The following is a 26497-nucleotide window of genomic DNA, read 5'->3' as shown; positions in this document are numbered from 1 at the left end:
TTACATCAGGGTCATGGTCATGGGACAACGCACCGGACCCCGATCCGACGTACGGCAGGCCGTATCCGACGTACGCCACGCCGTAACCGAATCCGACGTACGACAGGCCGTGGAGTACGACCTCGTGGAACTCGTCCGCCTGCGGACTCTGCTCTTCGAGCACCTCGGCGGCGACTTCTTCGACCCCGTGGCGGCGGACGACGGCTGGCTGGACGCCCTGGCCGTGGTGCTCAAGGAACAGCTGACCGCCGACACCGTCCGCATCCTCGTCGTGGACGGCGCCGACGGCGGCCTCGCCGCCTGCGGGATCGGGACCATCGAGCAACGGCTGCCGGGGCCGCATCTGCACAACGGCCGGATCGGGCAGGTCATCGGCGTGGTCACCGACCCCGCGCACCGGCGGCGCGGGCACAGCCGCGCGATCATGCGGGGCCTGCTGGACTGGTTCCGGGACCGCGAGGTCGCGCGCGTGGACCTGTACGCCTCCGTGGAGGGCGAACCGCTCTACCGCGAGCTGGGGTTCACCCCGCACCCCGACCCCGCCCTGTACCTGCGCCCGTGAGACGCGGGCCGCGCTCAGCCGGCCGTCCGCAGATACGCGCCGAGCCGGGCGATCGCCGAGGGATTGCGCGGGCTCTCGACCAGGTCGACGTAGTCGAGCGTGAAGACGCGCTGGTGTTTGACGGCGGAGACGTTGCGCAGCGGGGCGTAGGAGAGCAGGAACTTCTTCTTCTGCTCCGCGCTGACGTCCCCGTAGTCGCAGATCACGATGACGTCCGGGTCGCGCTCGACCACGCTCTCCCAGCCGACCGTGGTCCAGGAGTCCCGCACGTCGTGCATGACGTTGACGCCGCCGGCCTCGCTGATGATCTGGTCGGGGGCGGCGTAACGGCCGGAGGTGAAGGGCTGGTCCTGGCCGCTGTCGTACAGGAACACCGTGGGCTTCTTCGCGGGCGCCTCGGCACGGACGTCGGCGATCTCCTTCTTGAACCCGGCGATCAGCGTGGCCGCGCGCTTTTCGACACCGAACAGCTTCCCGAGGTTGGTGAGGTCGGTGTACAGGGCCTCCAGCGGCGGCATGATGCCGCGCGAGGTCTTCGTCCGGCCGTTGCGGCAGGACTCGGTGAGGATGTACGAGGGGATGCCGAGCTTCTTCAGGGCGTCGGGCGTGAAGCCGGCGTCCTCGCGGAAGCCGTAGTTCCAGCCGGCGAAGACCATGTCGCCGCGGGCGTCGAGGACGTTCTCCTTGGTGAGCTGGTCCTTGGAGAGCCATGTGACCTTGTCGTAGCCGTCCTTCCACGGGACACCGTTCAGGTCGCCCTTGTCGTCGGGCATGGCGAACCCGGCCATCCGGTCCTCGAGCCCGAGCGCGAACATCAGCTCGGTGATCCCGACATCGTTGGTCACGACACGCTCGGGGACCTTGTCGAACGTCACCTTCTTCCCGCAGTTGGTGAGCGTGACCGACGAGGGCTTGGCGTCCTTCGACGGCGTCTCGACCGACGCGCCGCATCCGGTGGCGGTCGCGGCGAGACACAGGGCGGCGGCGAGCAGTTTGCGCATGGGGGTCCTAACAGTCGCTACGGGCTCTACGGGCTTACTGGCTCAGCGGGAGCAGGTCGAACAGGAGCTGGACGGCGCCGGTCTCCGGATGCCGTACGGGATGCGCGCGCACCCCGAACACCTCGGCGAGCAGGGCCGGTTGCAGCACGTCGTGCGGCGGTCCGGACGCGACGACCCGGCCGCTCGCGATCACGTACAGGACATCGCAGTGCGCGGCCGCCAGATTGAGGTCGTGCAGGGCGGCGAGCACGGTCACACCGCTGGCGCGCACCAGGGACAGCACGTCCAACTGGTGGGCGATGTCGAGGTGGTTGGTGGGTTCGTCGAGGACGAGCACCCGGGGTTGCTGGGCGAGGGCGCGGGCGATCAGGACGCGCTGCTTCTCACCGCCGGACAGGGCGAGGAACCCCCGGTCGGCGAGGTGCTCCACACCGGTGCGCCGCATGGCCTCCGCGCAGACCTCCGAGTCGGAGGCGGCGGTACGGTCCCGGTGCGGCAGCCGTCCCATGGCGACCACCTCGGTGACCGTGAAGTCGAATTCCGCCGACGACTCCTGCGGCAGCGCGGCCAGCACCCGGGCGGTGTCGCGGGCCGGCATCGTGTGCACGTCCCGCCCGTCGAGCCGGACCACGCCCCCGGCGGGCCGCAGCGCCCGGTACACACAGCGCAGCAGCGTCGACTTGCCGCTGCCGTTGGGGCCCACGAGCCCGACGAACGCCCCGCTGTCCACGGCCAGTCGGAGCTCGTCCACGATCCGGGCCCCGGCGATCTCGACCGTGACGTCCTCGATGTCGAGCCTCATCGTCAACGGCCTCCGAACGCGTAGCCGCCGCGCCGCATCAGCAGCAGGAAGGCGGGCACCCCCACCACGGCGGTGATCACTCCGACGGGCAGCTCGGCGGGCGCGAGCAGCAGCCGGGACAGCACGTCCGCCCACACCAGCAGCACGGCCCCGGCGAGCGGCGCCACGGCCAGCACCCGCCGGTGATCCGCGCCGACCAGCATCCGTACGACATGCGGCACCATCAGCCCGACGAACCCGATGGCCCCGCTGACCGCGACCACGGTCCCGGTGACCGCGGCGGTGACGAGGAACAACTCCCGTCGCAGCAAGGCAGGTCGGACACCCAGCGCGGCCGAGGTCTCGTCGCCCATGGCCAGCGCGTTGAGCGGCTCGGCCCGCCACCGCAGCCACGCCCACCCGGCCGCCACGGTCACGGCGACGAGCGGCACCTGCGCCCAGGTCGCCCCGCCCAGACTGCCGAGCAGCCACATCAGCGCCGACCGGGCCGCCTCACCGCGTGCCGCGCCGAACACCATGACGGTGGTGACCGCCTCGAAGCCGTACGCCAGTGCCGTACCGGTGAGAATCAGCCGCAGCGGGGTCAGCCCGTGCGGGGACCGGGCCACGGCGTAGACCAGCACCATCGCCGCGAGCGCCGAGGCGAACGCCGACACCGACAGCGCCCAGATCCCGAGCCCGGCGAACGCGCCGAGCAGGATGACCGCGTTGGCGCCCACCGCCGCGCCGGAGGAGATGCCGAGCACGAAGGGGTCGGCGAGCGCGTTGCGGACCATCGCCTGCACGGCCACCCCGACGGCTGCGAGGCCCGCCCCGACGACGGCGCCGAGCACGACCCGCGGCAGCCGGATCTCCCAGACGATGGTGTACGCGGCGATGTCGTCGGCGTGCACGGTCCCGCCGGTCAGCCCGGCCCACAGGAACCGGAGGACCTCCGCCCAGCCGATCCCGGCGGCCCCCAGCCCCACACCGCCGATCAGGGACACCAGGAGGAGCAACGCCGTCCCGATTACCAACGGGGGCAGGGGTATTCGGCTCGGTGCGGGACTTCGGCGCACGGTCGGGGCGGTCCTTCGCGTGGGGCCGCCTGATGAACGTCAAGGAGACAGCCCGTACGACCGAGGCCGCGCGGTCCCCTCTCGCAGTCCTCGGCGAGCAGTCAACGGGTCGCACCACCCACGGGCGATCGGGCTCACGCGACACACGGTCGCGCACACCGTTGCGGGTCAGCGCCGGACTCTCACCGGACTTCCCCCGCGGGAGGCTCCGGGAGCGTAGCAAACAGAGGTGTCCACGGGCCGTGCGGGTAGGCGCGGTTGTGCCCTGTCCGGTGTCGGGCGGTCTGTGCTGTCATGAGAGGGGCGGGGAGGTGAACACCCATGCGAATCGGGGGCCGGTACCGGCTGGGGGAGCGGGTCGGGCAGGGCGGCATGGGACGGGTGTGGCGCGCGCAGGACGAGATGCTCGAACGGCCGGTCGCGGTCAAGGAGTTGTGGCTCGACGGCCCGGACGCGGGCGAGGATCCGGGCACCCGTCGGGAGCGGGCGCTGCGCGAGGCCAGGGCGAGTGCGCGCATCGACCACCCGGGCGTGGTCCGCGTCTACGACGTGGCCGAGGAGGACGACCGGCTGTGGATCGTCATGGAGCTGATCGAGGCACCCTCGCTGGAGCGGACGGTCGCCGACCACGGGCCGCTGGGCGTCCGGGAGACGGCACGGATCGGGCTCGCGCTCGCCGAGGCGCTGCGCCGGGTGCACGCCGCCGGGGTGCTGCACCGTGACGTCAAGCCCGGCAACGTGCTGCTCGGCCCCGGCCGGCGGGTTGTCCTGACCGACTTCGGCATCGCCGCCCTCCAGGACACCCAGGGCCTGACGCGGGGCGGCATGGTGCTCGGCTCCCCTGAGTACATGCCCCCGGAGCGCGCCACCGGTCATGACCCGGGCCCCGCCTCCGACTGGTGGTCGCTCGGCGCCACGCTCTGCACGGCCCTGACCGGCCACTCCCCGTTCGCCCGGCCCTCGATCGCCGCGACGCTCCTCGCGGTGGTCTACGAGGAACCCGAACTTCCCGGCCCCGACTGCCCGTTGACGCCCCTGCTGCGCGGGCTGCTCGCCAAGGACCCGGCCCTGCGGCCCGGCGCGGACGAGATCGTGGCGTTCCTGACCGCGGTGGCCGTGCGGCCCGAACCGGCGCGGGAGCAGCCTCGCGACCCGCGCTCCCGGCTGCTCACGGCCCTCGTCCTGATCGCCGCGGCGGCCGTGGCCGTCGTGATGATCATCACCGCGATCCCGTCGGGCGGCGAGACCCGGCTGCCGGAGGTGACCCCGCCCCCCACGGTCGCGGGCACCTCACGGCCGCCGTCCTCGCCGGCCACCACCGTGGCCCCGCGCTGACCTCAGGCGCGCAGGACGACACGCTCACGGGTCCGGTCCCCGCGGAAGGCCCACTTCAGGTCCGGCTCCATGACGAACCGGAAGGCCCTGCGCACGGGCGATGTGCACAGCACGGTCACGATCACGGCCGCGACGACGGTGACGACGACCTCGCCGAGGGGCTCGTACACCCACGCGGGGTCGTACCAGCCCCAGTACTTGGAGCCCTGGGCGACGAACCCGTGCAGCAGATAGCCGTACAGCGTGCCCGCGCCCAGCGCCGTGAACCACATCCGCCGCCCGGGCACCCAGGAGAGGAAACAGGCCACCAGCAGCGTCGAGCAGGCGAAGACGACCAGGGTCATGAACGGGCCGTACCAGGCGGGCGCACCGAGTTCCTGGGCGCTGTCCCGGTGATAGAACCAGGCGCCGCTCATCCGCGGCACCGCCCAGTACGCCAGCGCGAGCGCGCCCACGAACACCGGCACCGCCGCGATCCGCACCTTCCAGCGCCGCACCAGCCGGAAGTGCTCCGGCCTCAAGCACAGGCCGAGCACGAAGTACGGCAGGAACTGCAGGGTGCGCTGGAGGTCGAAGTCCTCGCCGATGGACGGTGCCGTGGTCGCCAGCATGGCGATGCCGAGCGCGAGCGGCAGTGGCCACCGCACCGAGCGCCAGACCGGGGTGGTCAGCCGCCAGATGAACAGCGCGGCCAGGAACCACGTCAGATACAGCGGCTCCTGGAGGCTGACCGGGCGGTCCGGCACCCCGTCGGTCCACCGGGTGTAGAAGGTGTACGCCGTCTCGAAGACGACGTACGGGACGGCGACCCCGGTGACCAGCCGCCTGAGCCGCTGCGGGCTCGCGTCGAAACTGCGGGAGAAGTAGCCGGCGATCATGATGAACGCGGGCATGTGGAAGGCGTAGACGAGCATGTAGAGCGCGGAGACGGCCCTGCTGCCGTCGCGCAGCGGTTCCCACGCGTGTCCCGTCGCCACGAGCACGATCGCCAGGTACTTGGCGTTGTCGAAGAACGCGTCCCGCTGCTTCACGGGCTCGGTCTTCGGTGCCGTGTCCTGCCGGGGCGCCTTGGTCGCGATGTCCGTGGCCGGGCTCACCACACCGCCCCCTGCGCACCGCGCAGGAAGTCGGCCGATACGTGTCTGACGGAAGTGGCTGCTGTGATGGGTACCTGGGACATCCCACGCGCCTGACCACTTCTCGGCGCGCCAAACCTCTCAGGCCGCCGGACGCACCAGCCCGGACTCGTAGGCGAAGGTCACCGCCTGGACGCGGGCGCGGCCACCGATCTTGGCGAGGATGTGGCTGACATGCGATTTGACGGTGGTCGGCGCGATGGACAGCCGCGTGGCGATCTCGGCGTTGGACCAGCCGGAGGCGACGGCGGTCAGGACGTCGCGCTCCCGCTCGGTGAAGGTGTCGAGCCCCACGCCGGCCGCGGTGGGGCCGACGGGCTGCAACTGCCGGACGGTGTCGATGAGGGCGCGGGTCAGATGAGGGGTGATGACCGAGTCCCCGGCGGCCACGACGCGGATGGCGGCGATCAGCTCGTCGGGGGTGGCGTCCTGGGGGAGGAACCCGCCGGCTCCGGCGCGCAGGGCGGCGTAGGCGTGTCCCTCGTGGCTGGTGGGGGTCAGGACCAGGACGCGTGCCGGGCTGACGGGCTGGACCGACACGGCGAGGGCCGGGGGCCGGGTGATCCGGCGGATCACCTCGGGGCCTTCGGTCTCGTGGATACGGCCGTCGAGCAGGACGACGTCCGGGCGCAGCACGGCGGCCAGCCGGACCGCCTCGGTGCCGCTGCGGGCTTCACCGGCAACGGTCAGATCGGGCTCGGCGGCCAGCAGGACGCGCAGGCCGTGCCGTTGGAGGGACTGATCGCTGGCGATGAGTACGGAGGTCATGCCGGCTCCTTCTAAACGAAACCGTTTCGTTCACCTTGAGCTCAGAATACCCCTCCGGCATCGAAACGAAGACGTTTCTTTTGTGGTCTCGATCACCTCCCTCGCTCAGAGGAACGGCGTGCCCGGGTCCAGCCCGGCCAGGACCCGGCCGTACAGCTCCAGATTGGTCGCCGGATTGACGAAGGAGTGCAGATTCAGCGCCTGTACATCCCTTACGGCCCGCTGGATCGGCACCTCCCGACGCAGGGAGGAGGCCCCGGACGCGGAGGCGACGAGATCCACGGCCTCCTTGGCCAGCCGCGCCACATAGCCGGTCTGCGACCGGATCCTCGCCCGCTCCTCGGTCGTGAACGGCTCACCGGCCTCGATCCGGGCGACGAAGTCCTTCGTCATCAGCTCGGCGCAGGAGACCTTCATCGCGGCCTCGGCTGCCTGGAGGTGCGTGACGGCGGCCTCGTGCTGCCGCCGGTGGAAGGTGTACGTGATGCCCCGCCGATGGATGCGCCCGGTGAACTCCGCCAGAGCGCCCCGGGCCACGCCGAGCGCGTGGGACGCGGTCCAGGCGCAGAACATCAGCAGGACGGGCATCCGGTAGAAGGGGTCGTCGGCATGGGTCTTCGAGGGGAACTCGCCCGCCAGCAGCGGCCCGACCGGCAGGATCCGGTGCGCGGGTACGACGACGTCGTGGGCGACGACGCTGTTGCTGCCGCTCCCGGCCAGCCCCGAGACGTACCAGTCGTCGAGGATCTCCAGCTCCGCCATGGGCACGGCGGTCCACAGCACCTCGGGCGGCCCCTCACCGGACTCCACCCGCGCCGTCAGCAGATGCCAGTCGGCGTCCTGACAGCCGGTGGCGAAGCCCGAGGTGCCGTTGACGACATAGCCCTCGTCCGTCGCGACCGCCGTGGCATCAGGGATGAGCGTCCCGCCGACCCGCACATCGGGGCTCGTGAAGATCTCCTCCTGCGCCTCGTCGGGAAAGAGCGCGGCGATGAAGGCACAGCCCGCCTGGATCAGCGCCGTGAACGCGGTCGAGCCGCACGCGGCGGCCACCTCGGCCAGTGCGTCGACCTGGGTCGCCGGCCGGGTCTGGTAACCGCCGTACCGCCGGGGCACGTTCATCCGGTACACCCCGGCGTCCGTGAGCGCCGCGAGAACCTCGCCGGTCACCCTCCTGCGCTCCTCGGTGCGCAGCGCGTGCTCGCCGATCAGCGGCCGGAGCGCACGGACACGCTCGACGAGCTCCGCGTCCGAACGGGGTGCTGGCATGGCGGCCTCCGGGGCCTCGCGGGAACCCACACGGTTACGCGGATCGCCTTCCTCGTCAATGGCCGCTCCGGCAAAGGGAGTTGAGTGGCTCATTCCGTCAGTGGGTAGTGGCAGGCGGTGAGCCGGCCGGAGGCCGTCGCGGTGAGCCCGGGCCGCTCCTCGGCGCACCGCTCGCGGGCGTACGGGCAGCGGGTGCGGAACGGGCAGCCCGTCGGCTTGTCCGCCGGGTTGGGCACCTCCCCGGTGAGGACGATGCGCTCCCGGACGGGCGCGTCCGTGCCGTCGTCGATGTCGGGCACCGCCGACAACAGCGCCTGCGTGTAGGGGTGGGCGGGGGACTCGTACAGCTCCTCCGTCCGGGCCAGTTCGACGATCTCGCCCAGATACATGACGGCGATCCGGTCCGACACATGGCGGACCACACCGAGGTCGTGCGCGATGAAGACGTAGGTGAGCGCGAACTCCTCCTGGAGATCGGCGAACAGGTTCAGGACCTGCGCCTGGATCGACACGTCCAGCGCGGACACCGGCTCGTCGGCGACGATCAGCTTCGGGTCCGTGGCCAGCGCGCGGGCGATACCGATGCGTTGCCGCTGGCCGCCGGAGAACTCGTGCGGATACCGATCGAGATGTGCCGCCGCCAGCCCTACGACGTCGAAGAGCTCCGCGACCCGGCGGCGCACCGCGGTCGCGTCTCCGTAGCGGTGCACGAACAGCGGTTCGGCCACGATGTCCCCGGCGCGGCGGCGGGGGTTGAGCGAGGCCTGCGGGTCCTGGAAGACCAGCTGCATGCCCGGGCGCACGGGACGCAGCCGTCGTGCGGACAGGCGGGAGATGTCCTGACCGTCGAACTCGACCTGCCCGCCGGTGAGTTCGGTGAGCCGGACCAGACAGCGGCCCAGGGTGGACTTGCCGCAGCCCGACTCGCCGACGACGCCGAGGGTTTCGCCGGTGCGTACCTCCAGGGACACGCCGTCGACGGCACGCAGCACCTTGCGGCCCAGGGGGTAGTGCTTGGTGACGTCCTTCGCGCGCAGCAGGACGTCACCCGTCCCCGCGATGTCCTGTGCGGTCACGATGCCGCCTCCGTGTCGATGCCGGTTCTTGTCGTCAGGCGCAGTGACTCCCGGTCGTCCGGCGGCAGCCAGCACGCGTCGCGATGGGTGTCGCCGGCCAGCGCGGGCCGCTGCTCCTCGCACCGCTCGTGCCGCAACCGGCAGCGCGGCGCGAAGGCACAGCCCTCCGGGACGGCACCGGGTGACACGGGCATGCCCGCGATGGTGAGCAGCCGCCGCAGCCGGGGTCCGCCGACGCGGGGCACCGAGTCGAGCAGACCCCAGGTGTACGGGTGCCGGGGGCCGTGGAAGACCGCCCGGCGCGGACCTTCCTCGGCGGCCCTGCCGCCGTACATGACCAGCACCCGGTCGGCGATCTGCGAGACCACACCCATGTCGTGCGTGATGAGGACGACCGCCGAGCCGCGGGCGTTCAACTCCCGCATCAGGTCCAGGATCTGGGCCTGGACCGTGACGTCCAGCGCCGTGGTCGGCTCGTCGGCGATCAGCAGCGCGGGGTCGCAGGAGAGGGCCATCGCGATGACCGCGCGCTGGCGCATGCCGCCGGAGAACTCGTGCGGATAGGCGTGCACCCGCGAGGCGGCGTCGGGGATGCCGACGTCGGAGAGCAGCTGGACCGCGCGGGCCCGCGCCGCCTTGCGGGACACCTGCTCGTGCGCGCGGATCTGCTCGGCGATCTGCCAGCCCACGGTGTAGACGGGCGTCAGCGCGGTCATCGGGTCCTGGAAGACCATCGCGATCTCCCGGCCCCGTACTGCCCGCATCTCCTTGTCGGGCAGGGCGAGCAAGTCCCGCCCGCGGAAACGGACTTCGCCGGACACCGTCACGTTCGGGTTGATCAGCAGCCGCAGCACGGCCAGCATGGACACGCTCTTGCCGGAGCCCGACTCGCCGACCACGCCCAGGACTTCGCCGGGGGCGACCGAGAAGGAGAGTCCGTCGACGGCCGTGACCGGGCCGGTGCGGGTGCGGAAGGAGACCCGCAGATCCCGTACGTCCAGGAGAGGTTCAGGCATGGCGGGCCCTCGGGTCGAGTCGGGCGTACAGGATGTCCACCAGGGCGTTGGCGAGGACCACGAAGAACGCCGCGTACAGGACGGTGCCCATGATCACGGGCAGGTCCAGGTTCTGCAGGGCGTCGAAGGTGAGCTTGCCGATGCCGGGCAGGCCGAAGACCACCTCGGTGAGCAGGGCGGCGCCGCCCACGAGGGCGCCGAAGTCCAGGCCGAACAGCGACACGATCGGGATGAGCGAGCAGCGCAGGGCGTGCCGGACGAGGATCCGGCGCTCGGACAGCCCCTTGGCGCGAGCCGTGCGGACGTAGTCCTCGCCGAGGGCGCTGACCACCTCGCCGCGCAGGAGCCGGGCGTAGATCCCGGCGTACAGCAGGGCCAGGGTCAGCCAGGGGAAGAGCAGGTGCAGGGCCCACTGGCCGGGATCGTGGCCGAGAGCGACGTATCCGGGCGGGGGCACCCAGGAGAACACCGAGTCGTGCAGCTGCTTCTGGGTGATGAGGTTGACGACCTCGCCGAGCCAGTACGCCGGGAGCGAGACGCCCACGACGCCGACCAGCATGATCAGGGGGTCGGCGGCCTTGCCGCGCAGGGTTGCCGCGGCCGTGCCCATGAGGATGCCGGCCGTCATCCAGATCAGCGCGGCGCCGATCACCAGCGACAGGGTCACCGGGGTCGCCTGCACGATCTGCGGGATGACCCGGGAGCCGCGGTTGACGAAGGACTCCAGGTCCCGGTCGATCAGCAGATGGCGCATCATCAGCAGATAGCGGATCGGCAGCGGACGGTCGAGGCCGAAGGAGTGCCGGACCTGGGCGAGGGTGGCCGGGTCGGCGTTTCGGCCCGCGATCCGGGCGGCCGGGTCGACTCCGGGGGTGGCGAAGAAGATCAGGAACACCAGCACACTGATCGCGAACATCACCAGCAGGGCCGAGGCGAAGCGCTTGAGGGCGAACTGGAGCATGGCGGTCACACCCCTCCGCGCAGGCGGGCGCCCGGGTCGAGGGCGTCGCGCACGCCGTCGCCCAGGACGTTGAGGGCCGCCGTGGTGAGGGCGATCAGCAGGCCCGGGGCGATGGTGACGGTCGGCCGTGTGTACAGGAGCCCGAGTCCGTCCTGGATGATCGTGCCCCAGCTGGCGTCGGGCGGCTGCACCCCGACGGACAGGAAGGACAGGGCCGACTCGGTGAGCATGGCCAGCGCGGTCATCAGCGGGACGAAGACGATCGCCGTGGGCACGACGTTCGGCAGCACCTCGCGGCGCAGGATGCGCAGGGTGGGGGCGCCGGAGCCGATGGCCGCGTGGATGAACTCCTTGTTGCGCAGGACCAGGACCTGGCCGCGCAACGGGCGGGCGACGTACGGCACATAGATCGCCGCGATGATCGTCACGGGCAGCCACAGGCTTCCCGCTTCGACCGTGAGCGGACCCAGTTTCAGTCCGTTGGTGAGCAGGACCACCGACAGGCAGATGGCCAGCAGATACACCGGGAACGCCCAGACGACGTCCAGGATCCGGGAGATGACGGCGTCCACGACACCGCCCGCGTACCCGGCGACGACTCCGACGGCCGTCCCCAGCACGCAGGTGAGCAGAGCCGCGGTGACGCCGATGAACAGACTGGTCCGGCCGCCGTAGAGCAGCCGGGCCATGACGTCGCGGCCCTGGTTGTCGGCGCCGAGGAAGTAGTGGGCGGGGTCCCAGGTCGGGCCGATCGGGGTGACGCCGAGGCCGAGGCCGGTGCTGCTCGGGGTGAGCACCGGCACGGTCTTTCCGTCGACGACCGTGGTGCCGGAGACATGGGACTGGAAGGGGTCGGTGTGGGCGATGTGGTCCGCGTAGAGCGGGGCGCACAGGCTCGCCAGCACGACCAGCAGCAGGACCGCGGCGGCGGCCAGCGCCGACTTGTTGCGCAGCAGGTCGCCGGCGGCCGTCCGCCAGGGACCCGGCGAGCGCCGGGTCCCGAGCGACGGGGGCGGGATCACTTGACCCACAGCTGCCCCACCAGCATGTAGAACTGCTTGCTGAACTGGTAGTTGCCGACTCTGGTCGACGTGAAGTCGACGAGCTTCGGGTTGATCAGCGGGACCACCGGCGACTCGGCCATGATCGCCTGGTCGATGGCGCCCCACTGCTTGTTCGCGCCCTCCGGGTCGGTCTGGGCTGTCTTGAGCGCCGTCTGCATCTTGGCGTCGATGCCCTTGTCGCAGAATCCGGAGATGTTGATGCTGGAGTCGCTGCCCGGGTGGTAGCTGGCGCAGGACAACAGCACGTTGAGGAAGTCCGAGGCCGCCGGATAGTCCTGGTACCAGGCCGTCAGCGCCAACTGCACCCTGTTCTTGGTGTTCTGGATGTAGGTGAACTGGATGTTCGCCGACAGCGGCTTGAGCGTCGCCTTGTAGCCGAGCTGGGTGAGCAGACTCTGCAGGTACTGCCCGATCGACTTGTTGACGTCGTCGTCCTGGACGACGATGCCGACCTCCTGACCGGCCGTACCGGACTGCTTCACCAGCTCCTTGGCCTTGGCCAGGTCAGCAGCCTTCCAGGTGGCGCCGCCGCCCTTGGTGTAGTCGCAGGAGTCGACGTGTCCGGGGAAGCCCGGCGGCAGGATCGTGCACGCGGGGGAGGCGAGGTTGGTGCCGCCGTACAGCCGGACGATGGCGGAACGGTCCACGGCGTAGTTGATCGCCTGCCGCGCCAACTTGTTGTTGAACGGCGCCATGTTGACGTTGAGCGTCGCGTACCAGAACGCGGTGAGCGGGTTCACATGCGCCTGCGAGGCGTACTTGGTGCCGATCTCGTTGAGCCGGTCGGCGGGCGGCGGGTCGTACATCCAGTCCGCCTGGCCGTTCTGGACGGCGGTGACCTCGGACTCCACGGTCTGCCCGAAGGTGTAGTCGATGACGTCCGGGTAGCCCTGCGGCTCGGCCTCCCGGGACCACTCCTTGAAGTGCGGGTTGCGCACCAGCTTCAGCGCCCGGTTCGGGTCGTACGAGGCGGCCATGTACGGGCCGGTCGTCGGCAGCGGCTTTGTGCCGGAGTCCTTGGCGGGCGAGTCCTTCGGTACGACGACGGCGTGCGGGACCGCCAGTTTGTACGCGAACTCGGGGTCCGGCGCGGTGAGGTTGATGGTGACCGTGTTGGTCTTCGCGTCACCGATCACGCCCTTGTCCAGGGTGCAGTCAGCGGGCTTCTTCAGGCAGGCGTCGGCTCCGACGATGCCGTTGTAGAAGGTGCCGGCGGTGGGGCTGGAGACCTTGAAGATCCGCTGGAAGGAGGCCACCACGTCGTCCGTGGTCACCGCCTTGCCGGTGGAGAAGGAGATGCCCTTGCGGAGCGTGAAGGTGTAGGTCTTGCCGCCGTTGGTCACCTTCGGCATCGACGTCGCCAGGTCGGGGACGACGGTGAACGACTGCTGGCCGCCGACCTTCTTGAACGCGAGCAGCCCGTCGTACATCGACTGGTACAGCTGCCAGTACTGGAGCGTGTAGTTGACCTGTGGGTCGAACGTGCCCGCGGCCGCGTGGGCGACGAGCTTCAGGGTGCCGCCCTGGTGCTGCGGCTGGAAGGCGGTGGTGCCGGAGCCGGAGGAGGAGGCGCTCGGGTCCGAGGAGGAGCCCGAGTCGGAGGAGGAACAGGCGGCGGCGGTGAGACTGAGCGCGACGACGGCGGCGGTCAGCGCGCCTCGTCTGGCGCTACGGGTCAGGGGCACGGGCATGGCGGACAACTCCCGGGATCAGTCGGTGGAGTCGAGGAACTCGCCGACGACCCGGAGGTAGAGCTCCTCCTCCTCGACGTGCGGCATATGGCTGGAGTGCTCGAACATGTGCCAGCGCACGTCGGGAATGTGGTCGGCGAAGGGCTTGACGGTCTCCGGGGTCGCCTCGTCGTACCGTCCGGACACCAGCAGGGTCGGTGCCTCGATCAGGTGGAGCCGGTCGATGACGGACCAGTCCTTGAGGGTTCCGACGACATGGAACTCGTTCGGCCCGTTCATCGTGTGGTAGACGGTCGGGTCGGCCGCGATGTTGTCCCAAGTGGCCTGTACTTCAGGCGGGTTGGGAGTCATCCGGCACACATGGCGGTCGTTGAAGACCTGCTCGGCAGCCCGGTAGTCGGGGTGGTCCGTGGTCCCGGCCGCCTCGTGGGCGAGCAGGGTCTCCTGGACCTCGGCCGGAAGCTCGGCGCGCAGTGCGGCGGCACCCTGGAGCCACAGCTCCATGGACGCGGGGGAGTTGGCGATGACCAGCCCGCGCAGCCCCGGCGGCCGCCGTACGGCGTGCTCGGCGGCGAGCATGCCGCCCCACGACTGGCCGAGGATGTGGTAGGCGTCGGCGATGCCCAACTCCTTGAGGAGCTGGTCGAGTTCGTCGAGGAAGAGCTGGACGGTCCAGAAGTCGGCGTCCTTGTCGGGCAGGTGGGTGGAGCGTCCGGTGCCGAGTTGGTCGTAGTGCACCACCGGGCGGCCCTGCTGGGCGATGTTCGCGATGCTGAGCGTGTAGTCGTGACCGGCGCCGGGTCCGCCGTGCAGGACCACCAGGGGTGTCCTGCCCGGTTCGCCCGTGATCCGGTACCAGGTGGACCAGCCGTTGAAGTCGACGGAGCCGGTGTGGTTCGGTTCGGGGATCGCCACGGTGAGGCCTCCCAGACCGGCCGGAAAGCGCCGGCCGCTGTCTGAAACTCGTTGGGTGTGACGGGGATGGGTGAGATAGTGATTGGGCAAAAGGTCAGCGCACAAGACCTTTTAGCGGCGCCTGGGGAAGACGTAACGACGCATTTACGTGGGCCGCACGCGTTAACAGAAGCGGCGTCTCGGAGGAGGAAAACTGACATCCGCACCTGAGCCCGGGGACGAGTTCTCCCGGGTCCTCGACCGGGTCCTGCTCGGCGGCAACGCGTCGTCGGCACTGCGCCCGGTGCGCGTGGCCTCGGCGGTCGACGAGGTCTCCGACCGGCTGCTCACCGCGATCGCCGTCGGCGACTTCCTGCCAGGCGAACGGCTGCCCGCCGAGCGCGAACTCACCACGCTGCTGCACGTCAGCCGCCCCACCGTGCGCGAGGCCGTCGCACGGCTCCAGGCCCTCGGCGTCATCGAGATCCGCCGGGGCCGCAACGGGGGAGCCTTCGTCCGCGACAGCTGGAGCGAGTCCTCCGGCGCCGCGGTCCGCCGCACGCTGCTGCCCCGGTGGGAGGAGTTCGAGCAACTCTTCGATCTGCGTGGGCTGGTGGAGGGGATGGTGGCCGCGACGGCCGCGCGGCGCCGGCGGCCCGAGGACCTGGAACCGATGCGGGAGTCGCTGGCCGCACATCTGGCGGCCCGCACCCCCCGCGAGGAGCAGGCCGCCGACAGCGCGTTCCATCAGGCGATCTGCGCGGCCACCCACAATCCGCAGATCGCCCTGCTCAGTCGTGACCTGCTCACCCGGATCAGCCTCGGCTTCCCGATCGAACCCTGGGGCAAGGGCGAGCGGTCCCACCACCACCGGGCCGGCCAGGGGCACACGGCCCTGTACGAGGCCGTCGCGGCGGGGGAGCCCGAACGGGCGGAGGAGATCGCCCGCGAGCACTTCCTGATCAGCGCCGAGATGATTCGAGACGTCCTGGCGCGGGTGCGGGCCGGGGAGCCGACCTGAGCCTGCGGCCCCGTCGGGTGAGGCCCCAGGGCTTGAGCACCGAGATCACCGTCATGAAGACGTACGCGGACAGCGACACGATCGGCCCGAACAGCACGTCACCGGCGTCGGGCAGCGGTCCGCCCGCGGCGACGGCCGCGACCGCGGAGTTCACCCCGGGGCGCAGGGCGAAGACCGTCGCGGTGGTCGTGGCGAGCGTCAGCCAGAACTTCGTCCAGACCCAGCGATGCCGCGCCAGACCCCATTGCGTGCCCAGGGAGAGCAACAGGCCGCTGAGGAGCGTGAGCAGGGCCAGCGGGAGCAGCAGCCAGTCCGCGAACAGCTTCATGGTCCGGACAGAGGCTTCCACGGTCACCGCCGACCCGGTGGTGGCCGCGGTGATCCCCAGCGCCAGCAGCCCGAGCGTGAGCCCGAGCCAGCCGGCGGAGGCGGTGACATGGACGACGAGGGAGGCCCGGCGAGCGGGACGTGTCAGTTTCACCTGAGCCACGGTGCCGGGCCACGGCTCCCGGGGCGTCTGACGGCGGGAGTAACCGCGCGTACTGGCCTCGGAGTACGGGACCGGCGCTCAGCCCTTGGGCAGGTACTCGCTCAGAGCGCTGATGAGCGCGTCGAGGGGCGGCTGCTCGGCGGAGCGGTCCGTGAGGACCGTACGGCCGTCGAAGCTGACCTCGTACTGGAACATGTCCGCGGCGCTCATGTTCACGGTGAAGTCCGACACGTCGTCCAGCGCCGGGTCTCCGAGGAGCAGACGCAGCTCCCTGAACTCGGCCGCGGTCGTCCGGTGCACCACCGAGCCCTTGCGGTCGTCGCTCGCGCGCACGGTGCCGTCGCCCCGCAGGACCACCGACCGGGCGACCCCGGCGAAGCCACCGCTGATGTTCATGGACACCAGCGTCTGCCCCGGACTCCTGACGGGCACCGGCGTCGGGGAGGGGCTCGGAGTCGCAGTCGGGCTCGGGCTCGTGCTCGGGGATTCAGTGGCCGGCTCGGAGGGCGAAGGAGACGTGGACGCGTCGCTCGCCCCGGCCTCCGTCGCCTCAGGAGCAGTACTCCCGCCGCCCTCGAACGTGCAGCCCGCCAGTGCCAGTACGCACGCCACCACCACAGCCGCCGAAACCCTGCCGAACACGGTGCCCCCCACCTGTCGATCACCACAACTGGAGAGTCACTATCACGGAATCACGCACTCCGACCCGCGAGAGGCACGCACGCGACGACGAGCGGCGTACCGTCGTAAGGGTGGACGTCTCCGCGGACCGTCTCGTGTCCCGGGCCGCGCACGCACTGAGCGGGGCGGCGGACGGGCTGGTCCGCGATGTCGAGGAGTGCCTGCGCGACGAGGTCCCCGAGCTGTGGGACGACCTCGGGGCCATGGTCTCGGAGAACATCGTCGACCATGTCGTCGCCGTACTGGCCGGCCTGGAGCACGGAGTCGATCCGAGCCGCATCGAACCGCCCGCCGCGGAGATCGAACGGGCCCGCCGGCTAGCCCGGCACGGCACCCCCGTCAGCACGCTGCTGCGGGCCTACCACCTCGGACAGGGCGTCATCCTGGACCGGCTGCTCCAGGAACTGCCGCGGCTCACCGACGACGCCGAGCTGATCACCTGCGCGACCCGCGAACTGCTGGCGACGGCGACCGGCTATGTCGACCGCACCTCCGAGTACGGCGTCCTGGCCTACCAGGAGGAGCGCGAGCACCGGCTGCGGGCGCGGCTCTCCCTGGTCAACGAGGCGGGCCTGCGCATCGGGACCACACTGGACATCACCCGCACCACCCAGGAACTGGCCGACCTCGCCGTCGAGCACTTCGCCGACCGCGTCACCGTCGACCTGCTCGACTCCGTCCTGCACGGACACGACGCCCCGACCGCCGGCCCACCCGTCCTGCGCCGGATCGCCCAGCGACCGCCCGCGGAGGAACCGCGGCTCCACACCTACCCGGACGGATCGCCACCGGCCCGCGCCCTGGCCACCGGAGAGCCCTCCCGGGACCGCTCGACCCTGGTCGTTCCGCTGCGCGCCCGCGGCACGACCCTCGGCGTCGCGCAGTTCGTCCGCGACCGCACCGCCGACCCCTACGACGACGAGAACCTGCTGCTCGCCCAGGAGATCGCCGCCCGCGCCGCGGTCGCCGTCGACAACGCCCGCCGCTACACCCACGCCCGCGCCACCGCCCTCACCCTCCAGCACAGCCTGCTCCAGCAGCACATGCCGCAGCAGTCCGCCGTGGAGGTCGCCTGCCGCTATCTGCCCGCCGGCGACCGGGTCGGCGTGGGCGGCGACTGGTACGACGTCATCCCGCTGTCCGGCGCCCGGGTCGCCCTCGTGGTGGGCGACGTCGTCGGCCACGGCATCCACGCCGCCGCCACCATGGGCCGGCTGCGCACCGCCGTACGCACCCTCGCCGACTTCGACCTGCCACCCGACGAACTCCTCACACACCTCGACGACATCGTCATCCGCCTGTCCGCCGAAGCCGCCGAAGACCCGGACAGCGCGTCCGCCGGCGACATCGGCGCGACCTGCCTCTACGCCGTCTACGACCCCGTCTCCCGCCGCTGCACCCTGGCCCGCGCGGGCCATGTGCTGCCCGTCCTGATGACCCGCGACGGCACCGTCAGCCTTCTCGACCTGCCGCCCGGCCCGCCGCTGGGCCTGGGCGGCCTGCCCTTCGAGGCGGCGGAGGTCGACCTGGCCGAGGGCAGCCTCCTCGCCCTCTACACCGACGGACTGATCGAGGCCCGCGACCACGACGTCGAGGCCGGCCTCGACCTGCTGCGCGGCGCCCTCGCCCGGGCCGGCCCCTCCCTGGAGGCCACCTGCGACACCGTCCTGGAGGCCCTGCTGCCGGCCCGCCCGGACGACGACGTCGCCCTCCTCCTCGCCCGCACCCACGCCCTGGGCGTCCGTCAGGTCGCCACCTGGGACCTGGAGGCCGAACCCGCCGCCGTCGCCAGGGCCCGGGCCGACGTCGCCCGGCAACTGCGTGTCTGGGGCCTTGAGGAGCTCGACTTCACCACCGAACTGGTCGTCAGCGAACTGGTCACCAACGCCATCCGCTACGGCCGGCCCCCCATCCAGCTGCGTCTCATCCACGACCGGGGCCTGCTGTGCGAGGTCTCCGACGCCGGAGGCACCACGCCGCACCTGCGCCGGGCCCGGGCCCTCGACGAGGGCGGCCGCGGACTGCTCCTGGTCGCCCAGCTCGCCGAGCACTGGGGCACCCGCCACGCCTCCCACGGCAAGACGGTCTGGGCCGAACTCAACGAGTCCGACCCGGCGCTCGAGACCTTGCTGAACATCACCGTGCCAGAATGAACGCCCGCCCGACCCGCCTCGATCGACCGAGGCAGCGCCGGTGACGAAGCCCGCGGCGCGAGGAGCCGGCCGAGCGGGCGCTCGCGTTCTTCGTTTTCTCGTTCTGGCCGGTGGGGGACCACTACCGCTTCCCCCGTGCCGCGGCCCATTGCCGTCCTGTAGCAGGGACAGCGCGACGGGGTCTTCCATGCGCAGTGGGTCGCCCTGCCGTGGAGGGCGGCCATGCGTTCCGCGGTGCGACGCTGATCGCAACGGGGATGTCACAGCGCAGGGCTAGCCGGGACGCAAGGGGATGGTTAGCCTTACCTAAGTTTTCTGGCCGGTCGGCACCGATGCGAAGGAACGCCCATGCGCCCCCACCGAAGAGCAGCGCGGTTCATCTCCGCGTTCGCCTCCGCCGTGCTGCTCCTCGGCGCGGCCACCGCCTGCGGCGGCGACTCGGACTCGGGCGCACCCGCGGCCGACGCGAAGCCGGACGCCTCCGGCGGGTCGGCGTTCCCGGTCACGATCGCGCACAAGTACGGCAGTACGACGATCAAGTCCGAGCCGAAGCGGATCGTCACCGTCGGCCTCACCGACCAGGACGCGGTCCTCGCCCTCGGCACGGTCCCGGTCGCCACCACCGAATGGCTCGGCGCCTACAAGGGGGCCATCGGCCCCTGGGCCGAGGACAAGCTCGGCGGCGCCGACGCGCCGACCGTCCTCAAGGACACCGGCACCGGGCCCCAGGTCGAGAAGATCGCCGCGCTCGAGCCGGACCTGATCCTCGCCCTGTACAGCGGTCTCACCAAGGACCAGTACGAGTCCCTGTCCACGTTCGCCCCCGTCGTCGCCCAGCCCAAGGAGTACAACGACTACGGCATCCCCTGGCAGGACCTCACCGAGAAGGTCGGCCAGGCCCTCGGCAAGCCCGACCAGGCCGCCCAGGTCGTCAAGGACACCGAAGAGAAGATCACCGCCGCCGCGGCCGCCCACCCCGAGTTCAAGGACGCGAGCGCCGTGATGGCGACCCCGTACGAGGGCATGTTCGTCTTCGGCAGCCAGGACGCGCGCTCGCGCCTGCTCACCGACCTCGGCCTCACCCTCCCCAAGGACCTGGACAAGGCCATCGGCGACCGGTTCGGCGCGAACATCAGCAAGGAACGCACCGACCTCCTCGACCAGGACGCCATCGTCTGGATCGTCGGCGATGTCACCAAGGACGCCACGAAACTCCACGACGACGTCTCCTACGGGGACTTGAAGGTCGCCACCGAAGGCCGTGAGGTCTTCGTCCACGAGACCAGCGACTACGGCAACGCCACCTCGTTCGTCTCCGCCCTCAGCCTCCCCTACGTCGTCGAACGCCTCGCCCCGCAACTGGCCGCCGCCCTCGACGGCAAGCCCGCCACGAAGGTGGAGCAGCCCGCATCTTGAAAGAGGCCCGCACCCTGAGAGGGGCCGAGCGGACACGGCACCCGGCGGCGCGCGTACCGAAAGGCCCGCGTGCCGCCCTCCTGCTGACGCTGTCCGTCGCGGCCCTCCTGCTGCTGTGCGCCCTGTCGATGGCGTTCGGCGCCCTGAACGTCCCGCTCGGCCAGGTCTGGGACACACTGCTCGGCAACGCGCCCGACGCCCGTACGGACAACGTCATCTGGTCCGTACGCATGCCCCGCACCGCCCTCGGGCTGGCGACCGGCGCCGCGCTGGGCCTGTCGGGCGCGCTGATGCAGGCGCTGACCCGCAACCCGCTGGCGGACCCGGGCATCCTGGGCGTCAGCGCGGGCGCCGCCTTCGCCGTGGTCGTCTCCGTCGGTGTCCTCGGCATCGGATCCGCCTACGGCTACATCTGGTTCGCCTTCGCCGGAGCCCTCCTCGCCAGTGTCCTCGTCCAGGTCCTGGGCGGACTGGGCCGGTCGGGCAGCACACCGGTCAAACTCGCCCTCGCCGGCGTGGCGGTGACCTCGCTGCTGTTCTCGCTGACCAGCGCCGTCGCCCTCACCGACCCGGACGCCCTGAACCGCTACCGGTTCTGGTCCGCGGGCTCGCTGGCCGACCAGGACACCCACGTCCTCCTGCGGGTCCTGCCGTTCCTCGCCGTCGGCGCGATCCTCGCCCTGGCCTGCGCCCCCGCACTGAACCGTCTCGCGCTCGGCGACGACGTGGCGAAGTCCCTGGGGCTCAGGATCGGACTGGTCCGCACCCAGGGGGTGGTCGCCGTCACGCTGCTCACCGGAGGCGCCGTCGCCGTCATCGGACCCGTCGTCTTCGTGGGCCTGGTCGTGCCGCACATCGCCCGTGTCCTGGCCCAGTACGCCGGCATCGGCCCCGACCACCGCTGGCTGCTGCCCCTGTCGGCCGTCCTCGCGCCCTGTCTCCTCCTGGCCGCCGACATCGCCGGACGCCTCATCGACCGGCCCGTCGAGATCCAGGCCGGGGTCCTGGTCGCCTTCATCGGCGGGCCGTTCTTCATCGCGCTGGTCCGGCGCCGGCGCCTCGCGGAGGTGTGAGTCCATGACGGCCCGACTCGACCGCCTGACCTACCGGTTCACCGCCCCGCCCGTCTCCGGAGTGCTCAGCCCCCGGCTGCTCGGCGTGTGCGCGGGCCTCGCGATCGCCGCCTTCCTCGTGTTCTGCGTGGAGGTCTCCGTCGGGGACATCTCCCTCCCGTTCACCGACGTGCTCCAGGCCCTGTTCGGCGCCGGCGACCCGGGCACCCGGCTCATCGTCCACGAACTGCGCCTGCCGCGCGCCCTGGCCGGGCTCCTCGTCGGCATCGCCTTCGGTGTCTCCGGCGCCCTCCTCCAGACGCTGACCCTCAATCCGCTGGCCAGCCCCGACATGATGGGCATCACACAGGGCGCCGGCACCGCGGTGGTCGCCGGGATCGTGCTCGGCTGGGACGCCGGCCTGAGCACTCAATCCCTCGGCCTGATCGGCGCGTTGTCCGCCGCCGCGCTCGTGTACGCGCTGGCGTGGAAGCGGGGCGCGACCGGCTACCGCATCGTCCTCGTCGGGATCGGCGTCGCCTGGATCTGCACCAGCGCCACCGACTACCTCATGGCCCGCGGTCAGCGGTTCCAGGCGCAGGCGGCGCTCGGCTGGCTCGTCGGCAACCTCAACGGCCGTACCTGGGACCAGATCGGCCCGCTCGCGACGGCCGTGGCGGTACTGGTGCCCGCCGCTCTGCTGCTGGGACGCCAGCTGCGGATCCTGCAACTGGGCGACGACGTCGCCCGGGGCCTGGGGACCCGGGTGCAGACCGTACGGGTGGCCGTGCTGCTCGCCGCGGTCGGTCTGGTCGCCTTCGGCACCGCGGCCGCCGGACCCGTCGCGTTCGTGGCGCTCGCCGCCCCGCAGGTCGCCCAGCGGCTGGCGGGCACCGCGTTCCCCCCACCCGTGGCCGCCGGACTGACCGGCGCCGTCATGGTCCTCGTATCCGATCTCGCCGCACGCAAGCTGATCCCGGACACCGAACTCCCCGTCGGGATCGTCACCGGCGTGCTCGGCGCGCCCGTGCTGCTGTGGCTGCTCGTCCGCGCCAACCGCGCCGGCTCAGGAGGCTGACACCGTGTCATCCCAGCGTGAAGCTTCTTCGACAGGGCCCGAGTTGAGGGCCGAGGGCCTGCGCCTGGCGTACGACGACCGGGTGGTCGTCGAGGACCTCGACGTCGTGATCCCCACCGGACGCGTCACGGCGATCGTCGGCGCGAACGCGTGCGGCAAGTCCACCCTCCTGCGTGCGCTGGCCCGGCTGCTGACGCCCAAGGCGGGCGCCGTCCATCTCGACGGCCGCTCGGTGCACTCGATGCCGACCAGGGTCCTCGCCCAACAGCTGGGCATCCTGCCGCAGTCGCCCCTCGCCCCCGAGGGGCTGACCGTCATCGACCTGGTGGGGCGCGGCCGTTCACCGCACCAGACATGGTGGCGGCAGTGGTCGTCGGCCGACGAGGAGGCCGTGCGGGAGGCGCTGCGGGCCACCGCCATGACCGACCTCGCCCACCGGGCCGTCGACGAACTCTCCGGCGGACAGCGGCAACGCGCCTGGATCGCCATGGCCGTCGCCCAGGGCACCCCGGTGATGCTGCTGGACGAGCCGACGACCTATCTCGACCTGGCTCACCAGATCGACGTCCTGGACCTGATCACCGACCTCAACCGGCAGCAGGGCCGCACGGTCGTCATGGTGCTGCACGACCTCAACCAGGCCTGCCGGTACGCCGATCACGTCATCGCGATGAAGTCCGGCCGGATCGTCGGCGAGGGCGCTCCCGCCGAGGTCGTCACGGCGGCGACGGTGGAGGACGTCTTCGGGCTGCGCTGTGTCGTGGGCGAGGACCCGGTCAGCCGGACCCCGATGGTCGTCCCGATCGGACGGCACCACGAAGGCGTCGATCAGTCGCAGGCCCGCACCCTGAGCACCTGATCGTCGACGTACAGCACCTCCAACCGGCGTTCCGCGCCCGGGACGTCGAGCGTGAGCCGGTGTCCCTCCGGGTCCGCCGGCGCCCAGCGGCCGGTGCGTCGCCCGGGTGCGTCGGCGCGGCCGAGGGGGCGCTCGGTGAAGGTGCCGTCCGCCGCGAACTCCAGCCCACGGCGGCCACGCGCGGGCGGCAGCGGATAGCCCGCCGGGCGGTACACCGTGACGCCGGGCGAGTCCTCCTCGTACGCGTGCACCCATGTCCCGATCAGTTCCGGCGGCGGACCGCTCATGGCCGGGCACCTCCTGGTCTGTCGCCAGTTGAGCCGATACGGAACGGAAAGCCGTATTTACAGCGGAATTCGTGATTCTGCTTACCGTGTCCGTTCCGTCGCCCTACCGTAAACCTCAACGGGCCCGCTCCACCCTCAGCTCCGCGCCGATCCGGTGCGGCCATCTCCAGGCGGTGCAGCGTGCCCGAGAACGAGACCGACGAGACCACCCCCGCCCCCGCACACCGGGTCTGCGGCACCATGCCGGTGCACCGGCGGCTGCTGACCGAGGACCCCTCGTACGCCATCGCGCGGGACGCGGTGGAGAACCGCGCCTTCGCCTTCGAGCGGGGTCTGCGGACCCCGGCCCGCATCGGGGTGACGGTGATCCCCGTCGTGGTGCACGTCATCCACCACAGCCCCGGACAGGACATCGGCGACGAGCAGATCACCAGCCAGATCGACGTCCTGAACCAGGACTACCGGATGCGCAACCCGGACATCGCGCAGGTGCCCGCCGTCTGGAAGGACCTCACCGCCGACTGCCGCATCGAGTTCCGGCTCGCCGACCAGGACCCCGACGGGCGCCCCACCAGCGGTATCACCCGCACCCGGACCGCGACGGACACCTTCGGGATGGACGACGCGATCAAGTTCACGGCGGGCGGCGGACAGGACGCCTGGCCCGCCGACCGGTACCTCAACTTCTGGGTGGCTCCGCGCCTCTCCGACCCCCAGGTCGGGGAGATCCTCGGCTACGCGCAGTTCCCGGGCGGCGCCGCCGCCACCGACGGAGTCGTCATCACCCACAGTTTCGTCGGTACGACGGGCACCGCGGCACCGCCGTTCAACCTCGGCCGCACCGCCACCCACGAAGTGGGCCACTGGCTCAACCTCTTCCACATCTGGGGTGACGACGGCCAGGGCTGCAGCGGCAGCGACTTCGTCGCGGACACCCCCAACGCGGGCGGCCCCAACTTCGGCACGCCCACGTTCCCCCATGTGACGTGCGACAACGCGCCCGACGGGGACATGTTCGTGAACTACATGGACTACACCGACGACGCGGCCATGTTCATGTTCACCCAGGGGCAGGCGGCCCGCATGGACGCCACCCTGGAGGGCCCGCGCTCGTCGTTCCTCGAGGAGACCCCGTAGTCACCAGTCCCGGGCGGCCCGCAGCAGATGATCCCGGACCAGTGCCACGTGCGGGTTGCGGGCGGCGCCCGGGCGTTGCACGAGGAAGGTTGTGTTGATCGGCGGGTCGTCCGGGTCGTGGAGCAGGACGAGTGTGCCCGAGGCCAGCTCGGCCGCGCACAGGTAGCGGGGGAGCACCGAGAAGCCGGCGCCGCCCATGACCGCCGCCTTCACCGCGTTCAGGTCGGGCATCGTCACCGCGGGGTCACGCGCCAGACGCTTGCCGAAGACATGCCGCCAGTAACGGCGCACGATGGGCAGGTCCTCGGCGTACGCGACCAGGGGCACGCCGTGCAGCGCGGCCGGCCCCTCCGTCGCGTTCCGGGCGGGAGCGCCGATCCGCTCCGCCCGGTCGGGGGTGGCGACCAGCACGAACTCCTCGTCGTTGAGGGGCACGGAGGTCAGGGTGCGCCCGCGCGGCCGGAAGGTGGCGATCACCAGGTCGTGGCGGCCCGCGCGCAGATCCTCCAGGAGCGGCTCGGTCAGACCGGGGGTGACCCGCAGCCGTACGCCCGACTCCACCAGCGGCGCGACACCGGGCAGGACGGAGACGGTGAGGAACTCCGCCGGGCCGGCGAGATGCACGGGCTCGGCCGGGGCGTCGTCCGCTCCGGTGACCGTGGCGAGCGAGTCGAGGGGGTCGACGATCCGGGCGGCGAGCTCGTCCGCGTAGGGCGCGGGCGCGACCCCGCGGGCCAGCCGCTCGAACAGCTCGCGGCCCAGCTGCCGCTCCAGGGCGCGGATCTGTGTGGTGACCGTGGGCTGGGACAGGCCGAGAAGCCGGGCGGCCGCCGTGAAGGAGCCGGTGCGGTACACGGTCAGGAACGTGCGGAGCAGATTCAGGTCCAGCGGCGCCGCGACCGCGTGGTGATTGGATTCCCTATCTCTCACATACGTGAGCCTATTGGATTCCTATGGGTGGATCGGCTTACCGTCAGTGCATGGCAAAGATCCTCTTCGTAATCACCGGCGCCGACCACTGGACGCTGGCCGACGGCACCAAGCACCCCACCGGCTTCTGGGCCGAGGAGGCCGTCGCCCCCTACGAGGCCTTCAAGGCCGCCGGTCACGAGATCACCGTGGCCACCCCCGGTGGCGTCGTCCCCACCGTCGACCAGGGCAGCCTCGCCGCCGAGGTCAACGGCGGTCAGGAGAACGCCGACCGGATCGCCGGCGTCATCGCCACCGCGACCGAGATCCAGCACCCGATCCGCGTCGAGGACGTCGACCTCGACGACTACGCCGCCGTCTTCTACCCCGGCGGCCACGGCCCCATGGAGGACCTCGCGGTCAACACCGACTCCGGTGAACTGCTCACCCGTGCCCTGGAGTCCGGCAAGCCCCTCGGCGTCGTCTGCCACGCCCCGGCCGCCCTGCTCGCCGCGGTCAAGGCCGACGGCGGCAACTCCTTCGCCGGGTACGAGGTCGCCGCGTTCACCAACGCCGAGGAGACCCAGGCCGGTTTCGCCGACAAGGCCAAGTGGCTGCTCCAGGACCGGCTGACCGAGGCCGGCGTCCAGGTCCGGGTGGGCGAGCCGTGGGCGCCGAACGTCGTCGTCGACCGCAACCTGGTCACCGGCCAGAACCCGGCGTCCTCGGCGCCGCTGGCCGTGGAGCTCCTGAAGAAGCTGGGCTGACGCCGAAAAGGGTG

Annotated in this window: 26 protein-coding genes and 1 riboswitch; of the genes, 10 read left to right on the top strand and 16 right to left on the bottom strand. The window is 71.3% G+C overall.

Features of this window, described 5'->3' with window-relative positions; genetic code table 11:
* The first annotated feature begins 19 nt into the window (after positions 1 to 19).
* On the top strand, positions 20 to 562 hold the full coding sequence (locus tag ACFY0U_RS21715) for a GNAT family N-acetyltransferase (RefSeq protein ID WP_388638161.1): 543 nt from the start codon (positions 20 to 22) through the stop codon (positions 560 to 562).
* 14 nt (positions 563 to 576) lie between these two features.
* Here ACFY0U_RS21715 and ACFY0U_RS21710 read toward each other — a convergent pair whose 3' ends face one another.
* The 3 genes from ACFY0U_RS21710 to ACFY0U_RS21700 are packed head-to-tail and all read right to left on the bottom strand — an operon-like array spanning position 577 to position 3390.
* Positions 577 to 1563: an ABC transporter substrate-binding protein gene (locus ACFY0U_RS21710; protein ID WP_388638158.1), complete on the bottom strand. Its 987-nt coding sequence runs from the start codon at positions 1561 to 1563 to the stop codon at positions 577 to 579.
* 34 nt (positions 1564 to 1597) lie between these two features.
* Positions 1598 to 2365 (bottom strand): ABC transporter ATP-binding protein, encoded by a 768-nt coding sequence (locus tag ACFY0U_RS21705; RefSeq protein ID WP_388638155.1) that lies wholly within the window; start codon positions 2363 to 2365, stop codon positions 1598 to 1600.
* A gap of 2 nt (positions 2366 to 2367) precedes the next feature.
* The gene (locus tag ACFY0U_RS21700) at positions 2368 to 3390 is read right to left on the bottom strand and encodes a FecCD family ABC transporter permease (RefSeq protein ID WP_388638284.1); all 1023 of its coding nucleotides are present in this window, start codon (positions 3388 to 3390) and stop codon (positions 2368 to 2370) included.
* A 155-nt stretch (positions 3391 to 3545) separates the two neighbouring features.
* Positions 3546 to 3620, bottom strand: a riboswitch (cobalamin riboswitch).
* Between the two features lie 124 nt (positions 3621 to 3744).
* On the opposite strand from ACFY0U_RS21700, the gene ACFY0U_RS21695 reads away from it, so the two are divergent.
* Complete coding sequence (locus tag ACFY0U_RS21695) at positions 3745 to 4758, top strand: serine/threonine-protein kinase (protein WP_388638152.1); 1014 nt, start codon at positions 3745 to 3747, stop codon at positions 4756 to 4758.
* Between the two features lie 2 nt (positions 4759 to 4760).
* Here ACFY0U_RS21695 and ACFY0U_RS21690 read toward each other — a convergent pair whose 3' ends face one another.
* From ACFY0U_RS21690 to ACFY0U_RS21650, 9 genes are all read right to left on the bottom strand, one after another.
* Positions 4761 to 5837 carry an acyltransferase family protein gene (locus ACFY0U_RS21690; RefSeq protein ID WP_388638282.1) on the bottom strand — a complete coding sequence of 359 codons (1077 nt, stop codon included), beginning with the start codon at positions 5835 to 5837 and terminating at the stop codon, positions 4761 to 4763.
* Between the two features lie 138 nt (positions 5838 to 5975).
* Entirely contained in the window at positions 5976 to 6662 is a 687-nt protein-coding gene (locus ACFY0U_RS21685; RefSeq protein WP_388638150.1) for a LuxR C-terminal-related transcriptional regulator, read from the bottom strand.
* 105 nt (positions 6663 to 6767) lie between these two features.
* The gene (locus ACFY0U_RS21680; RefSeq protein ID WP_388638147.1) at positions 6768 to 7931 is read right to left on the bottom strand and encodes an acyl-CoA dehydrogenase family protein; all 1164 of its coding nucleotides are present in this window, start codon (positions 7929 to 7931) and stop codon (positions 6768 to 6770) included.
* Between the two features lie 89 nt (positions 7932 to 8020).
* Positions 8021 to 9010, bottom strand: a complete 990-nt coding sequence (locus ACFY0U_RS21675) for an ABC transporter ATP-binding protein (protein ID WP_388638281.1) — start codon at positions 9008 to 9010, stop codon at positions 8021 to 8023.
* The gene (locus ACFY0U_RS21670) at positions 9004 to 10023 is read right to left on the bottom strand and encodes an ABC transporter ATP-binding protein (protein WP_388638144.1); all 1020 of its coding nucleotides are present in this window, start codon (positions 10021 to 10023) and stop codon (positions 9004 to 9006) included. The genes ACFY0U_RS21675 and ACFY0U_RS21670 overlap by 7 nt, the downstream gene beginning before the upstream one ends.
* Positions 10016 to 10984: an ABC transporter permease gene (locus ACFY0U_RS21665; protein WP_388638279.1), complete on the bottom strand. Its 969-nt coding sequence runs from the start codon at positions 10982 to 10984 to the stop codon at positions 10016 to 10018. The genes ACFY0U_RS21670 and ACFY0U_RS21665 overlap by 8 nt, the downstream gene beginning before the upstream one ends.
* Positions 10985 to 10989: 5 nt before the next feature.
* Positions 10990 to 12015, bottom strand: coding sequence for an ABC transporter permease (locus tag ACFY0U_RS21660; RefSeq protein ID WP_388638141.1), 1026 nt, complete (start codon positions 12013 to 12015; stop codon positions 10990 to 10992).
* Complete coding sequence (locus tag ACFY0U_RS21655) at positions 12003 to 13739, bottom strand: ABC transporter substrate-binding protein (protein WP_388638138.1); 1737 nt, start codon at positions 13737 to 13739, stop codon at positions 12003 to 12005. The genes ACFY0U_RS21660 and ACFY0U_RS21655 overlap by 13 nt, the downstream gene beginning before the upstream one ends.
* Before the next feature lie 18 nt (positions 13740 to 13757).
* Positions 13758 to 14654: a proline iminopeptidase-family hydrolase gene (locus ACFY0U_RS21650; protein WP_388638135.1), complete on the bottom strand. Its 897-nt coding sequence runs from the start codon at positions 14652 to 14654 to the stop codon at positions 13758 to 13760.
* A 283-nt stretch (positions 14655 to 14937) separates the two neighbouring features.
* Here ACFY0U_RS21650 and ACFY0U_RS21645 point away from each other — a divergent pair, with 283 nt between their 5' ends.
* Positions 14938 to 15654, top strand: a complete 717-nt coding sequence (locus ACFY0U_RS21645; RefSeq protein WP_388638132.1) for a FadR/GntR family transcriptional regulator — start codon at positions 14938 to 14940, stop codon at positions 15652 to 15654.
* Here ACFY0U_RS21645 and ACFY0U_RS21640 read toward each other — a convergent pair.
* Positions 15596 to 16135 (bottom strand): DUF2269 domain-containing protein, encoded by a 540-nt coding sequence (locus ACFY0U_RS21640; RefSeq protein ID WP_388638130.1) that lies wholly within the window; start codon positions 16133 to 16135, stop codon positions 15596 to 15598. The genes ACFY0U_RS21645 and ACFY0U_RS21640 overlap by 59 nt on opposite strands.
* Positions 16136 to 16222: 87 nt before the next feature.
* The gene (locus ACFY0U_RS21635; protein WP_388638127.1) at positions 16223 to 16540 is read right to left on the bottom strand and encodes a hypothetical protein; all 318 of its coding nucleotides are present in this window, start codon (positions 16538 to 16540) and stop codon (positions 16223 to 16225) included.
* Between the two features lie 356 nt (positions 16541 to 16896).
* Between ACFY0U_RS21635 and ACFY0U_RS21630 the strand changes: the two genes are divergently transcribed.
* The 5 genes from ACFY0U_RS21630 (at position 16897) to ACFY0U_RS21610 (ending at position 23383) form a co-directional block, all read left to right on the top strand.
* Positions 16897 to 18978, top strand: coding sequence for a SpoIIE family protein phosphatase (locus ACFY0U_RS21630; protein ID WP_388638125.1), 2082 nt, complete (start codon positions 16897 to 16899; stop codon positions 18976 to 18978).
* Between the two features lie 348 nt (positions 18979 to 19326).
* Positions 19327 to 20394, top strand: a complete 1068-nt coding sequence (locus ACFY0U_RS21625) for an iron-siderophore ABC transporter substrate-binding protein (RefSeq protein WP_388638123.1) — start codon at positions 19327 to 19329, stop codon at positions 20392 to 20394.
* A gap of 128 nt (positions 20395 to 20522) precedes the next feature.
* Positions 20523 to 21467, top strand: coding sequence for a FecCD family ABC transporter permease (locus ACFY0U_RS21620; RefSeq protein ID WP_388638277.1), 945 nt, complete (start codon positions 20523 to 20525; stop codon positions 21465 to 21467).
* A gap of 4 nt (positions 21468 to 21471) precedes the next feature.
* Entirely contained in the window at positions 21472 to 22524 is a 1053-nt protein-coding gene (locus ACFY0U_RS21615) for a FecCD family ABC transporter permease (RefSeq protein ID WP_388638120.1), read from the top strand.
* A gap of 4 nt (positions 22525 to 22528) precedes the next feature.
* The gene (locus ACFY0U_RS21610) at positions 22529 to 23383 is read left to right on the top strand and encodes an ABC transporter ATP-binding protein (RefSeq protein WP_388638117.1); all 855 of its coding nucleotides are present in this window, start codon (positions 22529 to 22531) and stop codon (positions 23381 to 23383) included.
* Here ACFY0U_RS21610 and ACFY0U_RS21605 read toward each other — a convergent pair.
* Positions 23353 to 23670: a hypothetical protein gene (locus tag ACFY0U_RS21605; RefSeq protein ID WP_388638114.1), complete on the bottom strand. Its 318-nt coding sequence runs from the start codon at positions 23668 to 23670 to the stop codon at positions 23353 to 23355. The genes ACFY0U_RS21610 and ACFY0U_RS21605 overlap by 31 nt on opposite strands.
* A 180-nt stretch (positions 23671 to 23850) precedes the next feature.
* On the opposite strand from ACFY0U_RS21605, the gene ACFY0U_RS21600 reads away from it, so the two are divergent.
* A complete protein-coding gene (locus ACFY0U_RS21600) occupies positions 23851 to 24807 on the top strand; it encodes a zinc metalloprotease (RefSeq protein ID WP_388638111.1) in 957 nt (318 codons plus the stop codon).
* Here ACFY0U_RS21600 and ACFY0U_RS21595 read toward each other — a convergent pair whose 3' ends face one another.
* Positions 24808 to 25737 (bottom strand): LysR family transcriptional regulator, encoded by a 930-nt coding sequence (locus tag ACFY0U_RS21595; RefSeq protein WP_388638108.1) that lies wholly within the window; start codon positions 25735 to 25737, stop codon positions 24808 to 24810. It abuts the gene before it with no gap.
* A gap of 50 nt (positions 25738 to 25787) precedes the next feature.
* Between ACFY0U_RS21595 and ACFY0U_RS21590 the strand changes: the two genes are divergently transcribed.
* On the top strand, positions 25788 to 26483 hold the full coding sequence (locus tag ACFY0U_RS21590; RefSeq protein WP_388638105.1) for a type 1 glutamine amidotransferase domain-containing protein: 696 nt from the start codon (positions 25788 to 25790) through the stop codon (positions 26481 to 26483).
* Positions 26484 to 26497 lie beyond the last annotated feature (14 nt).

The sequence above is a fragment of the Streptomyces sp. NPDC001536 genome, from assembly GCF_042894505.1.
Classification (GTDB): Bacteria; Actinomycetota; Actinomycetes; order Streptomycetales; family Streptomycetaceae; genus Streptomyces.
The sequence above is the reverse complement of the archived record's forward strand: the minus strand, read 5'-3'. Positions and strand labels throughout refer to the sequence as shown.